The organism is Agromyces ramosus, assembly GCF_030817175.1.
Lineage (GTDB): Bacteria > Actinomycetota > Actinomycetes > Actinomycetales > Microbacteriaceae > Agromyces > Agromyces ramosus_A.
This window is the reverse complement of sequence record NZ_JAUSYY010000001.1, coordinates 2,463,179-2,476,081: the sequence shown is the minus strand read 5'-3', so window position 1 is coordinate 2,476,081 and position 12,903 is coordinate 2,463,179. Positions and strand designations below refer to the sequence as shown.

Annotated in this window: 13 protein-coding genes; 5 read left to right on the top strand and 8 right to left on the bottom strand. The window is 71.0% G+C overall.

Features of this window, described 5'->3' with window-relative positions; all coding sequences use genetic code 11:
* Positions 1-54: 54 nt before the first annotated feature.
* Entirely contained in the window at positions 55-372 is a 318-nt protein-coding gene (locus QFZ26_RS11615; RefSeq protein WP_307042236.1) for a hypothetical protein, read from the bottom strand.
* A 243-nt stretch (positions 373-615) separates the two neighbouring features.
* Between QFZ26_RS11615 and QFZ26_RS11610 the strand changes: the two genes are divergently transcribed.
* Entirely contained in the window at positions 616-1,200 is a 585-nt protein-coding gene (locus QFZ26_RS11610) for an MOSC domain-containing protein (protein WP_307042234.1), read from the top strand.
* Positions 1,201-1,228: 28 nt separating this feature from the next.
* Here the strand turns inward: QFZ26_RS11610 and QFZ26_RS11605 are convergent, their stop codons facing one another.
* From QFZ26_RS11605 to QFZ26_RS11595, 3 genes are all read right to left on the bottom strand, one after another.
* Positions 1,229-1,963: a winged helix-turn-helix transcriptional regulator gene (locus QFZ26_RS11605; protein ID WP_307042232.1), complete on the bottom strand. Its 735-nt coding sequence runs from the start codon at positions 1,961-1,963 to the stop codon at positions 1,229-1,231.
* Positions 1,964-1,976: 13 nt separating this feature from the next.
* Positions 1,977-2,435 carry a VOC family protein gene (locus tag QFZ26_RS11600; protein WP_307042230.1) on the bottom strand — a complete coding sequence of 153 codons (459 nt, stop codon included), beginning with the start codon at positions 2,433-2,435 and terminating at the stop codon, positions 1,977-1,979.
* Between the two features lie 257 nt (positions 2,436-2,692).
* Positions 2,693-4,363, bottom strand: a complete 1,671-nt coding sequence (locus tag QFZ26_RS11595; protein WP_307042228.1) for a PucR family transcriptional regulator — start codon at positions 4,361-4,363, stop codon at positions 2,693-2,695.
* A gap of 158 nt (positions 4,364-4,521) precedes the next feature.
* On the opposite strand from QFZ26_RS11595, the gene QFZ26_RS11590 reads away from it, so the two are divergent.
* The 3 genes from QFZ26_RS11590 to QFZ26_RS11580 all read left to right on the top strand — a co-directional run bounded on the left by QFZ26_RS11590 (position 4,522) and on the right by QFZ26_RS11580 (position 9,067).
* Entirely contained in the window at positions 4,522-6,006 is a 1,485-nt protein-coding gene (locus tag QFZ26_RS11590) for a CoA-acylating methylmalonate-semialdehyde dehydrogenase (protein ID WP_307042226.1), read from the top strand.
* A 53-nt stretch (positions 6,007-6,059) separates the two neighbouring features.
* Positions 6,060-7,475 carry an aspartate aminotransferase family protein gene (locus QFZ26_RS11585; RefSeq protein WP_373460759.1) on the top strand — a complete coding sequence of 472 codons (1,416 nt, stop codon included), beginning with the start codon at positions 6,060-6,062 and terminating at the stop codon, positions 7,473-7,475.
* A gap of 98 nt (positions 7,476-7,573) precedes the next feature.
* The gene (locus tag QFZ26_RS11580; protein WP_307042225.1) at positions 7,574-9,067 is read left to right on the top strand and encodes a flavin monoamine oxidase family protein; all 1,494 of its coding nucleotides are present in this window, start codon (positions 7,574-7,576) and stop codon (positions 9,065-9,067) included.
* On the opposite strand, the gene QFZ26_RS11575 is transcribed toward QFZ26_RS11580, so the two are convergent.
* From QFZ26_RS11575 to QFZ26_RS11560, 4 genes are all read right to left on the bottom strand, one after another.
* The gene (locus QFZ26_RS11575; RefSeq protein WP_307042223.1) at positions 8,964-9,713 is read right to left on the bottom strand and encodes a Pr6Pr family membrane protein; all 750 of its coding nucleotides are present in this window, start codon (positions 9,711-9,713) and stop codon (positions 8,964-8,966) included. The genes QFZ26_RS11580 and QFZ26_RS11575 overlap by 104 nt on opposite strands.
* Before the next feature lie 22 nt (positions 9,714-9,735).
* Positions 9,736-10,488, bottom strand: a complete 753-nt coding sequence (locus tag QFZ26_RS11570) for an amino acid ABC transporter ATP-binding protein (RefSeq protein ID WP_307045056.1) — start codon at positions 10,486-10,488, stop codon at positions 9,736-9,738.
* Between the two features lie 76 nt (positions 10,489-10,564).
* Complete coding sequence (locus QFZ26_RS11565) at positions 10,565-11,227, bottom strand: amino acid ABC transporter permease (protein ID WP_307042221.1); 663 nt, start codon at positions 11,225-11,227, stop codon at positions 10,565-10,567.
* 120 nt (positions 11,228-11,347) lie between these two features.
* On the bottom strand, positions 11,348-12,166 hold the full coding sequence (locus QFZ26_RS11560; protein ID WP_307042219.1) for an amino acid ABC transporter substrate-binding protein: 819 nt from the start codon (positions 12,164-12,166) through the stop codon (positions 11,348-11,350).
* Between the two features lie 241 nt (positions 12,167-12,407).
* Between QFZ26_RS11560 and QFZ26_RS11555 the strand changes: the two genes are divergently transcribed.
* Complete coding sequence (locus tag QFZ26_RS11555) at positions 12,408-12,791, top strand: hypothetical protein (protein ID WP_307042217.1); 384 nt, start codon at positions 12,408-12,410, stop codon at positions 12,789-12,791.
* Positions 12,792-12,903 lie beyond the last annotated feature (112 nt).

Sequence of the window (12,903 nt, the reverse complement as noted above, 5' to 3'; positions counted from 1 at the left end):
CATCGTCGAAGGTCTACGTCTCGCGGTGACGCCCGGCCCGGTTGGCGACGCAGGTCAGGTGCAGGGTTCCTTCGGGATTCCGGCCCCGACACCCATTACCTGAACTTCGTCGTCGTTCGTCAGGAAACTCATACGTCCCCCAGCGTCAGTCGGGATCACATAGGCCCATGCATCGGCGGCGGGCTGGCCGGAGAGCGAGAGATCCGGGTAGGCCGAGAAGAGGTCATCCATCGACGAGCCGAGGCTGATGCCTTCAACCGTGACTGGAGCGGCGACGTCCCTACCCGACACAGTGACCGATCCAACACTGGCGCCGTCTGCCGACAGGAAGCGAATGGCCGTCCCCGTTCCGTCACGATGCAGGCGAACCACGCCTTCGCACCAGTCGACCTTCTCGAAGTCCGCACCAAACCGAGGACCTCGGGGTAGGCCGCACCGATTTCGATCGGGCCGGGGTACAGCCCGCGAGTGCGAGGGTCACGAGAAGTGCGCCGGCCACGGCGTCGTCGGAAACCGCACGGGTCTTTCTCCTCTGTCGCGCGAACCCCCAGAGGCCTGAGTCCGATCAGCCCGCGCTCCTCAGGTCGACCCCGGACCCGGACGTAGGCTCGAGTCATGGTGTCGACCGATGACTCCCCCAGCCCCACCGCATCCGATTCCACCGCGACCGTCGTCGCCGTCGCGAGCGACGACGTGCACCGCTTCAGCAAGCCGCTCCAGGAGGAGATCACGCTCATCGCGGGTCACGGCGTCGCGGGCGACGCGCACGCCGGGCCCACCATGATCCGACGCGTCCGGTACCGACCCACGGAGACACTGCCGAACCTACGCCAGGTGCACCTCGTCCACCACGAGCTCTTCGACGAGGTCGCCGTCGACGGCTTCACCGTCGCGCCCGGACAGCTCGGCGAGAACGTCACGACGCGTGGCGTCGACCTGCTGTCCCTGCCCCGCGGCACCCGCATCCGGCTCGGCACCGACGCCGAGGTCGAGATCACGGGCCTCCGCAACCCGTGCAAGCAGATCAACGGTTTCCAGTCCGGCCTCATGAAGCGGCTCGTCTCCCGCGGCGCCGACGGCCAGGTCACGCGCCTCGCGGGCGTGATGGCCATCGTGCTCAGCGACGGCGTCGTGCGCGCGGGCGACCCGCTCAGCATCACCCTGCCCGAGGGCGAGCACGAAGCGCTGCAGCCGGTCTGAGGCCGTCGCCTCGGGCGCCCGACCGAGATCAGGCGACGGATGCCGCGGCTCCGCCGGCCTCGGCGGCGGCATCCGTCGGCGGCTCGGCGGGCTCGATGTGGAACGTGCGCGTGAAGCGCGCCATCGTGTCGGCGTCGCCCGCGAGGATCTGGGCCGCCCCGGAGTCGGGCGCGCCCGAGATGAGGTCGCGGAATCCGGACGGACGGATCACGAGTTCGAGGGTCGCCTCGAACGCGGGCTCGGGCTCGGGGCGCCGGGGCTGCGGGAGGGCGTCGTGGCCGATCGGCACGACGTCGAGCCGGCTGCCGACGACGACCGCCGCCACGGAGACGTCGCCCACGTGCAGCACGTATTCGGTGGGTGGCATGCCAGCTGCGGCATCCGGCTGGAACGCCGCGCGCAGCGCGATTGCCAGCGCGTCACGCGTGATGAGCTCACCCTCGGCCGGCTCGCCGAGCAGCGACCACCCCCATCGCTCGAGGGCGACGACGACGGGTTCGAGCCCTCGCCCGAGTGCGGTGAGCTCGTAGCCGCCGCGCACGGTGGGCACGCGTCGGATGACGCCGGCCTCCTGCAATTCCTTGAGCCGGTCGCTGAGGATGTTCGTCGGGATGCGCGGCAGCCCCGCCTTCAGGTCACCGTACCGGCGCGCGCCGACGAGCAGGTCGCGGACGATGAGCAGCGCCCATCGATCCCCGACCCGCTCGAGCGCGCGGGCTGCGCCGCTGTACTGGCCGAAGCCGCGCACGGCGCGTGTGGCCATGACGCCGGCCCGGTCAGGCCGACGTCGGTGATGCGCCGGCGCCCTGCTCGGCCAGGTAGGCCTCGGGGCCCTTCTCGGCGGCCGCCGGCTCCATGAAGAGGAACCCGAGGATGTTGCCGTCGGGGTCTTCGAGGTCGCGCGAGTACATGAAGCCGAGGTCTTGCGCCTCGCGCGGCTCGCTGCCGCCGGCGGCGAGTCCCTTGGCGAGCATCTCGTCGACCTCGTCGCGGGAGTCGCGGGTGAACGAGATGCTCGTCTGCGCGTGGGTCTTCGGGTCGATGATCTGCTTGTCGGTGAAAGTGCCGAGGTAGTCACGGGTGACCACCATGAAGTAGATGTTGTCGTCGAGCACGACGCAGGCGGCGTTGTCGTCGGTGAACATCGGATTGATGTCGTAGCCGAGGGCGGTGTAGAAGGCCTTCGACCGTTCAAGGTCGGTCGTGGGCAGGTTCACGAAGATCGAGGTGGGCATTCGGTGCCTCCAGGTCTGGTCGGTGTGGATGGGAATACGCTTAGCTTGCTCTTTGCAAGTGCACTTGTCAATAGCAAGTAAACGGTTGGTGCTGAATACAGGCAATGCGCGCGAGGGCACGGGCACTCTGGCCTGTTCTCTGTGCAAAGGCGGCGTGTCGGCCTGTTTTCGGCACGGGGCAACGGGCACGTGCGGGTGCGCGCGCGGCGCGTGCGCGCGCAGCGCGGCCGGGCGCGACAGCGAGCCACGAAACAGCGTCAGCGCATGGCGCTCCGCCGCACGAGCAGCGCCAGGTGCAGGGCGGTGAGCGTCTCGCCGTCGTCGAGGTCGGCACCGAGCAGCTCGGCGATGAGCGCGAGCCGCTGGTAGAACACCGACCGCGACAGGTGAGACGCTGCGGCCGCGGCGGTGCGGTTGCCCGGATGCGCGAGCACCGCGCCGAGCACGTCGAGCAGGTCGCCGCCGCGGGCGAGGTCGTACTCGACGAGCGGTGTGAGCATGCGCTCGCCGTGCTCGAGGAGCCGGTGATCGTCGCGCAGGGCCGTGACGAGCCGCATGAGCGGTCGCTCGTCGGCGCGACGCAGCACGGGGCCGCGAACCGCCCGCCGCACCGGGCCTCGGGCGAGGTCGATCGCCTCCTGCGCCGACGCGAGCAGCTCGTCGAGATCCGCCGCCTCCGAACCGACCGAGAGCACGAGCCGCTCAGCCGCCGAGGCATCGCCGCCCGCGAGCGACCTCGCGAAGGCGCGCGCCGCGGCGTCGTCGAACGAGCGCGAGTCGGGCAGCGAGAGCAGCACGATCGTCGCGGGTGCTGTGAGCACGCCGTCGGGGGCCGCACCGGCGAGGGCGCGCCCGCCGAGCTCGCGCGCCGCGGCATCCGCTGCCCTCGCGGTGACGGCTGCGCCGGTGACGACCACGCCGAGGAGACGGGCGCCGTCGATGGGCAGGCCCGCGGCCTCGAGCCGGGCGGATGCCCCGGGCAGGCCCGCGAACCGGCCGGTGAGCAGCCCGTCGACGAGGCGCTGCCGTCCGATGCGCACCCACTCGTCGGCGTCGCCGTCGGCGAGCCGCCCGAGGGCAAGCGCGATGGCCCCCTGCTCGAGCACGCTCGTGCGTCCGGCGGGATGCGCCGGACCGGGCAGGGCGACGAGCTGACCCCAGCGGATGCCCCGCGCCTCGACCGGCACGATGAGCCACTCGTCGGCGGCCGCGGCACGGCTGCCGGCGTGGCCCTGCCCGTGCTGCCGATGCGCGCGGCGCGACCGGGCCTCCCACCGGGTGAACAGGTCCTCCTCGGCGGCGAGCGGCACCTCGGCGGCCACGACCTCGTGGGCGAGGTTCTCGAGCACGACGGCCGCGCCGAGCGTCTGCGCGAGCTGCTGCACGATGAAGTCGGCGGGCGAGCCGCGCAGCGCCAGGGCGGTGAAGCGCTCGCGCACCTCGTCGCGAGCCCGCAGCGCCTCGGTCTGCTCGGAGATGATGCGGCTGTGCACGGCCTCGGTGAGCGTGACGAACTTCACCTCGCGGTGGAGCGCGATGAGCGCGAGACCACGCTCGCGGGCAGTCGCCTCGACGACGGCGGGCACGTAGCGGTAGTGCACGCCGAGCTCGAGCACGAGCCCGGAGATGCCGACGGCGGCGAGGCCCTCGATGAAGGCGCGGAGCTCGCCCAGATCGGTCGGCCAGCCTGCACCCGTGGAGAGCAGCAGCTCCCCGCCGTCGAGGAGGCGGGCCACCCCGGGGCTGTCGGAGACGTGCGCCCACCGCACCCTGGCGTGGAGGGCATCACCGCCGACGAGCACCTCGGGCACGCCGTCCACCACCGCGTCGAGGGCGACGATCTCCCGCACCGTGGGCAGGCCGTCGTCGTGCACCACGTGGCTCGGACGATCCGTTCGGTTCGTCTCATCTTCGCGACGATCTGCCATCAACTGCGCCTCTCCTGCACCGCTCCACCCGTGTGACACTGGGATCGCCAGCCTAGACGACTGCCGGGCAGTGTGTCCGATTCGCCCGGTCGCCGAGCGGCGGCAGTCGCCGAATCGGCGGCCAGCAGCATCCGTCACCGACGACCCGAAGGAACCACATGAGCCTCATCCGACACTTCGTCGACGGCGACGAGACCGCCGACGCCGAGCGCACCGGTCCGGTCTTCAACCCCGCCACCGGCGAGCGCCAGCACGAGGTCGCATTCGCGTCGACCGCCGAGGTCGAGCGTGCGATCGCGGCGGCGAAGGCGGCACTGCCCGGCTGGCGCGCGACGGGCCTCGTGAAGCGCGCCGACGTGTTCTTCCGCCTGCGGCAGCTGCTCGTCGAGCGGCAGGGCGAGCTCGCCGCGATCGTCACGAGCGAGCACGGCAAGGTGCTGTCGGACGCCGCGGGTGAGATCTCGCGGGGCATCGAGAACGTGGAGTTCGCCGCCGGTCTCGTGCACCTGCTGAAGGGCGAGCACTCCGAGCAGGTCGCCCGCGGCGTCGACGTGCACTCGACGAAGCAGCCGGTCGGCGTGGTCGGGGCGATCACCCCGTTCAACTTCCCCGTGATGGTGCCGCTCTGGATGGTGGCGAGCGCCATCGCCTGCGGCAACACCGTGGTGCTGAAGCCGTCGGAGAAGGACCCGAGCGCCTCGGTCTTCCTCGCGAGGCTGTTCCAGGAGGCGGGGCTGCCCGACGGCGTGCTCAACGTCGTGCACGGCGACAAGGTCGCGGTCGACGCGATCCTCGACTCCCCCGACGTTCGCGCCGTGAGCTTCGTCGGCTCGACGCCGATCGCCCGCTCCATCTACGAGCGCGCCTCGCAGCAGGGCAAGCGCGTGCAGGCCCTCGGCGGCGCGAAGAACCACATGGTCGTCATGCCCGACGCCGACCTCGAGGGCGCGGCCGACGCCGCCATCTCGGCCGCCTACGGCTCGGCCGGCGAGCGCTGCATGGCCGTGTCGGTGCTGGTCGCGGTCGGCGACGTCGCCGACGACCTCGTCGCGGCGGTGCGCTCGCGCATGGACGCCCTCGTCATCGGCGACGGCACGGATGCCGCGAGCGAGATGGGTCCGCTCATCACGCGCGAGCACCGCGACAAGGTCGCCTCCTACGTCACGGGCGCGGCCGCCGAGGGCGCCACGGTCGTCGTCGACGGCACCGCGAAGGTGTTCGACGGCGACGGATTCTTCGTCGGCGTGAGCCTCCTCGATCACGTCGAGCCGGGCATGAGGGCCTACGACGACGAGATCTTCGGCCCCGTGCTCTCGGTCGTTCGCGTCGAGAACTACGACGAGGCCATCGCGCTCGTCAACGGCAACGCCTTCGGCAACGGCGTCGCGATCTTCACCCGCGACGGCGGCGCGGCCCGTCAGTTCGAGATCGACGTCGAGGTCGGCATGGTCGGGGTCAACGTGCCCATCCCCGTGCCGATCGGCGCCTACTCGTTCGGCGGCTGGAAGAACTCGCTCTTCGGCGACTCGCACATCTACGGTCCCGAGTCGGTGCACTTCTACACCCGCTCGAAGGTCGTCACCACGCGCTGGCCCGACCCGAACGAGTCGCAGATCAGCCTCGGCTTCCCGTCGAACCACTGAAGCGGAGCACGCACATGAGCGACACGATCACCCCGACGTCGGCGACCCAGGCGATGCATGCACCGGAGCCGGCGGATGCCGCGACGGCGACGTACGCCGACCGGCGCGGCACGTGGCATCCGCTGCCCGACGCCGCAGCCGAGGCGCAGGTGCGCTCCGATGACCGCGCGCACGTGTTCCACTCCTGGAGCGCGCAGGCCCTCATCGACCCGCTGCCGGTCGCCGCGGGCGAGGGCTCGACGTTCTGGGACTACCAGGGCAACGCGTACCTCGACTTCAGTTCGCAGCTCGTGAACCTGAACCTCGGGCACCAGCACCCCGACCTCGTCGCGGCGATCCAGCAGCAGGCCGGCCGGCTCTCGACGATCCAGCCGTCGATGGCATCGGATGTCAGAGGCGACCTCGCGCGTCGCATCGCCGAGGTGTCGCCCGGCGACCTCGACCGGGTGTTCTTCACGAACGGCGGCACCGACGCCAACGAGTACGCCGTGCGCATGGCGCGAGCCGTGACCGGCCGCCGCAAGGTGCTCTCGATGTACCGCAGCTACCACGGCGGCACCGCCACCGCGATCTCGCTCACGGGCGACCCGCGCCGCTGGGCGAACGAGCCGAGCGACGGCAGCGTCGCGCACTTCCTCGGGCCGTACCCGTACCGGTCGTCGTTTCACGCCGACAGCCCTGAGCAGGAGGCATCGCGCGCGCTCGCGCACCTCGAGCAGGTCATCATCCTCGAGGGCGCCGGCACGATCGCGGCGATCATCATCGAGACGATCGTCGGCACGAACGGCGTGCTCGTGCCGCCGCCCGGCTACCTGCAGGGGGTACGCGAGCTCTGCGACCGGTTCGGCATCGTGTACATCGCCGATGAGGTGATGGTGGGCTTCGGCCGCGTCGGCGAGTGGTTCGCGGTGAACGCGTTCGACGTCGTGCCCGACCTCATCACCTTCGCGAAGGGCGTCAACTCGGGCTACGTGCCGCTCGGTGGCGTCGTCATCTCGCAACGCATCGCCGAACACTTCGACACGGTGGCGTTCATGGGCGGACTCACGTATTCGGGACATCCGCTCGCCTGCGCCGCCGGCGTCGCGACGTTCGAGGTCTTCGAGCGCGATGGAATCCTCGAGCGCGTGCGCGACCTCGGTTCGCGCGTCGTCGAGCCCCGACTGCTGGGGATGGCCGAGCGGCATCCGTCAGTCGGCGAGGTGCGCGGGCTCGGCCTGTTCTGGGCGATCGAGCTCGTGTCGGATGCCTCTTCGCGCGCGCCCCTCGTGCCGTTCAACGCGAGCGGGGCCGATGCCGCGCCGATGGCCGCGGTCGCCGCCGCGTGCAAGCAGGGGGGCCTCTGGCCGTTCGTCCACTTCAACCGCTTGCACGTCGCGCCGCCGCTCGTCATCACCGAGGCCGAGCTCGTGCGCGGCCTCGACATCATCGACGAGGCGCTCTCCATCGCCGACGGGTACGTGGCGTAGCGCGCTGCGCGCTGCGCGCTGCGGCGACGGATGCCTCCAACGACGCGAACCGCGCCGATCCAACGGCCGGCGACCACGCGTCGGCTAGCCTGAATCCCATGGACTCACGGGCGACGCCCGGCGGCATGGCCCGGCGAACCTTCCTCGCCGCTTCGTTGTCAGGCCTCGCGGCGGTGGCGCTCGCGAGCTGCACGTCGCCCGAGCCGAGCCCCACCCCGCGGCCGACGTCGACGCCGAGCGCCACGCCGACCCCCACGCCCACGCCGCCGGCCGGCGGCGTTCCCACGCCCACCGCCATGCGCCGGTCGAGGTGGGGCACCGACCCGTTCGCTCGCGGCTCCTTCAGCTTCGATGCCGTCGGCGCCGATCGCAGGCTCCGCGAGGCGCTCGCCCAGCCCGTCGCCGACCGGCTGCTGATCGCCGGCGAGGCCTGCGACCCCGAGTCGCCGGGCACGCTGCACGGCGCACAGGCATCCGGATTCCACGCCGCTGAAGAGCTCATCCGCCTCGGCGAACCCGGCGAGCGCGTCGCCGTCGTCGGCGCGGGCATCGCGGGACTCACCGCCGCGCGTGCCCTGCTCGAGGCGGGCTTCGAGGTCGTCGTCATCGAGGCGCGCGGCCGGGTCGGCGGACGCGTCGACTCCGTCGACGCCGACGGCTTCGACAAGCCCCTGCAGCTGGGGGCGATGTTCGTGAGCGACGACGCGCTGCGGGGGGCGCTCGCCGAGGCATCCGTCGCGACCGTGCCGTTCCGCCCGGTCGTCGAGGCTCGCACGCCGAGTGGGGTACCCGCGCCGATCCCACCGACCGGTGCCGAGGCGGTCGCCGCGGCGCAGGCGTGGGCCGCCGCCCAGCAGCGCGACGTCTCACTCGCCACCGCGCTCGTCGACTCAGGGGTCGTTCCTCTCGTGGGCGGACCCGACGGTGCCGGTGTGACGCCGGGCGAGTGGCTCGCGCACACGATCGTGAGCGAGGTGCAGCCCGCGACAGGAGCCACGACCGCCCAGGTCTCGGCGCTCGGCTACGACGCCGAGCGGCGACAGCAGCCCACACGCCTCATCACCGGACGCCTGGCCGACTACGTCGACTCGCTCGCGAGCACCGCCGACATCGCCGTGTCGAGCGTCGTGACCCGCATCGCCTACAACGACCGGCGGGTCAGCCTGCGACTCGACTCTGGTGAATCGCTCACCGTCGACCGTGCGGTCGTGACGGTGCCGCTCGGCGTGCTGAAGACCGACACGCTGCGCTTCAGCCCGTCGCTGCCGCTGCGGCACCAGCGTGCGATCTCGATGCTCGGCATGGGCATCGTCGACCTGGTCTGGCTCCGGTTCGAGTCCGCGTTCTGGCGAGCGGATGCCGCGACGCCCGACCCCCCGGCCACCACCGCCGCCGCACCGAACGTGCTCACCCTCGTCGCAGCCGACCCGGCCGTCTCCGCCTGGATCGATGTCGGCCGCGGCACCGATGAGGCGGTGCTCGTCGGCGTCATCGCTGCGCAGCAGGCGACGCGACTCGAGCCTCTCGACGACGAGGAGTTCCGCGAGGCGATTCTCGCCGACCTCGCCCCCTACGCCACAACGCCCGGTTGACGGCCACGAGCACGGCGGTCAGGGCCACGAAGATCACGACCACGAGCGCGCAGTAGAGGGCGACGCCCGCCGGGCCGTCGACCTGTGCCTCGTCGAGGAAGAAGTACGGGTACCACCCGACGTCGGCGCCGCGAACGAGGGTGTACACGAGCCAGACCGAGGGATACACCAGCACCCAGCCGACGGTCGACCACGGCACGCGCGGATTGACCGCGAGCACGCTGTCGGTCGTCCACGCGATGACCGCGAGCCCGGGCACGACGAAGTGCAGCAGCGTGTCCGACCATGGCACGTCGACGCGGTAGTCGCGCGTCGACGCCTGCACGACGATGAGCCCGAACACGATTCCCGAGATGAGCACGTAGACCGTGACCATCGTTCGGAGGATGCCGAGCCACGCCGGGTCCCTCGGGGTGAGCAGGGCGAAGGCGCCGGCGATCACGAGCGTCACGACGGCGCCGATCGCCGACTGCACGGTGAAGTAGCTGAAGAAGTTCGTCGTCGCGAAGAAGCGGAACCCGAGCACGTACTGGAAGTTGCCGACGAGGGCGACGACCTCGAGCGCCGCGACGAGCAGGCGGAAGACGCCGAGACCGCGCCTCACTGCGCGGCCCCGAACCGTGACTCCGGGGCTGCGAGCGGGCATGGCATCCACGGTACGCCAGCGCTCAGTCGAGTGGCCGCAGGATCCGATCGAGGAAGCGCCGCGTGCGCTCGTGCGACGGGTTCGTGAAGATCTGCTTGGGCGCGCCGCGCTCGACCACCACGCCACCGTCCATGAAGAGCACCTCGTCGGCGGCCTGGCGCGCGAAGCTCAGCTCGTGGGTGACGACGACCATCGTCCAGCCCTCGTCGGCGAGCTCCTTGATCACCTGCAGCACCTCGCCCACGAGCTCGGGGTCGAGCGCGCTCGTCGGCTCGTCGAAGAGCAGCAGCTGTGGTCTCAGCGCGAGGGCGCGCACGATGCCGACCCGCTGCTGCTGCCCGCCAGAGAGCTCGAACGGGTAGGCGTCGCGCTTCTCGGCGAGCCCCACCCGGTCGAGCAGCGCGGATGCCTCGGCGATCGCCCGCGCCTTCGGCACTCGCTGCACGCGCAGCGGCCCCTCGATGACGTTCTCGATGACCGTCATGTGCGGAAAGAGGTTGTGCTGCTGGAACACCATCGCCGAGCGGTCGCGCAGCGCGAAGCGCTGAGCCTTCGTGATCGGCGTCGCGAAGTCGAGCACGGGCCCGCCCGCGAAGTCGATGGTGCCGGCATCCGGTGTCTCCAGCCCGTTCAGCGACCGCAGCACCGTCGTCTTGCCCGAGCCGCTCGGCCCGATGAGCACGACGACCTCGCCGCGTCGCACCTCGAGATCGATCGAACGCAGCACCTCGTTGTCGCCGAACGACTTGCGGATGCCGCGTGCGGTGAGCAGCATCGAGTCGTCGGGACGAGCGACCGGGGCGAGCGGGTCTCCGCCCGGGGCATCCGGCCGCCGCGCTTCGCCATTGGGATCACGTTGCGACATAGCGGTCCAACCTCTTCTCGAGCATGCCCTGCCCGCTCGCGAGCACGATGCAGATGACCCAGTAGATGAGCGCCGCCTCGAGGTAGATCAGCATGAACTCGGTGCTGAACGCGGCGATCTCCTGCGCCACCCGGAACAGCTCGGTCACGAGGATGAGCGAGGCGAGCGAGCTGTCCTTCACGAGCGAGATGAAGGTGTTCGAGAGCGGCGGCACCGAGACCCTGGCCGCTTGGGGCAGGATCAGGCGGCGAAGCGTCATGCCGTTCGACATCCCGATCGTGTACCCGGCCTCCCATTGCCCCTTCGGCACGGAGAGGATCGCGGCACGGATGACCTCGGCGGCGTACCCGCCGACGTTGAGCGAGAACGCGATGATCGCGCTCGGCCACGGGTCGATGACGAGCCCGAGCGAGGGCAGGCCGTAGAAGATCACGAAGAGCTGCACCAGCAACGGCGTACCGCGGATCACCGAGATGTAGAACCGCGCGAAGCCCGAGAGCACCCGGTTCTTCGAGAGCCGGAGCAGGGCGATGCCGAGTGCGAGCACGAGGCCGATCGCGAAGGAGGCGAGCGCGAGCGGAATAGTTCCGCTCACGGCGCCCCACACGAGGGGCCAGAAGGAATCGAGGAACAGCTGCCAGCCGCTCATCGCCTCACCGCCTTCGATCTGGGAGGCGGGCCGGCGAACGGCCCGCGATCACCCAGCGTCGCACGTCGCGGCGACGTCGACAACGCGGGGACCGCGGGCCGTCGGGCCCGCACGGGCGGTTTACTCCGAGACGTCGGCGCCGAAGTACTTCTCACCGAGCTCGGCGAGCACGCCCTCGGCGCGGAGCTCCTCGAGGGCGGCGTCGATCGCGGCGACGAGGTCGGCCTTGTCCTTCGTGAGGGCGAACGCGCTCAGCGACGGGTCGTCGGTCTCAGCCGCGACCGCGAGGCCCCGCTCGCCGTTCGTCTGCACGTCGTCGAGGTAGGTGAGCTTGTCGTTGATGGTCGCGTCGACGCGGCCCTGCTCGAGGAGGGTGACGGCCTGCGCCCAGCCCTCGACGGCCTCGACGTTGGCGCCCGACTCCTGCGCGAGCGCGTACCAGTTGCTCGTGAGCGACTGCGCGGTGGTCTTGCCTGCGAGGTCGTCGAAGCTCGAGATCGAGGTGTCGCCCTCCTTGACGACGATGACGCCGGGCGACACCGTGTACGGCGAGCTGAACAGGTACTGCTCCTCACGCTCGGGGTTGATCGAGACCTGGTTCGCGATCACGTCGAAGCGGCCGGCGTCGAGGCCCGCGAAGATCGCGTCCCACTGCGTCTCCTCGAACTCGATCTCGAGCCCGAGCTTGTCGGCGACCGCCTCGGCGACCTCCACGTCGTAGCCGACGAGGTCGCCGGAGCCGTCTTCGTGGAAGCTGAAGGGGCGGTAGGTGCCTTCGGTCGCCACGGTGAGCGTGCCCGCGTTCACGAGCCCGTACTCGTCGTCGCCGGCGGACTCGCTCGCGGCGGGCGCGCCGGTCGAGCAGGCGGCGAGGGCCAATGCGGCGACGGATGCCGCGGCGAGGCCGAGCAGGGTACGGGCGCGGGGGGCGCGGGTCATGGTGTGCTCCGTTCGTGGGGAGGTCGGGCTGCGAGCGTGTCGTCGGACAACCGCCGGGATCGAGTCCATCACGGGCTCGTCCGTGAAGGAAACGGCGTTACTCCGGGTTTCATTCCGGATCGCCGGCATTCGCGGCGGATGCCTCCCGCGCTCGTGCATGCGCGACGCGGAATACCGTGTGCGGCGCGTCGCGGGCAACCCCTCGCGGCGCGCGGAAGCACGCCGATATGCTGGCGCCGGCGTGGGAGTCCTCTCCCACGTCGCGGTGCACCCCCACACCAACCCGAAGGAACTCATGATCACCCTGACCTGGCTCCTCATCATCGCGCTCATCGGCGGAGCGCTCGCGCTCGTCGACGGCATCCTGCGTCTCCGCGGTCGTGGCGGCTCGACCATCATCGGCGTCATCGAGCTCGTCGTCGCTGCGCTCTTCCTGCTGTCGCTGTTCCTGCCCGGCATCCCGTTCGGATCGCTCGTGCTCGGCATCGTCACGCTGATCGTGCTCGTCGTCGCGCTCTTCCTCGGAGGCCGCACGGGCCGCGCCATCACGATCGCGGCACTCGTGTTCATCGCCGTGTGGCTGGTGCTCCTCAACCGCTGGATCGTCATCCCCGGCGTCAACTGACCCGGCATGTGCTCGAGGGCGCCCGCCGGCTTCGGCCGGGGGCGCCCTTCGCCGTTCGCCCTTCGCCGTTCCCGGCGCCGCGCCACCGGCGGCCACTCGCGGCATGGAGCCG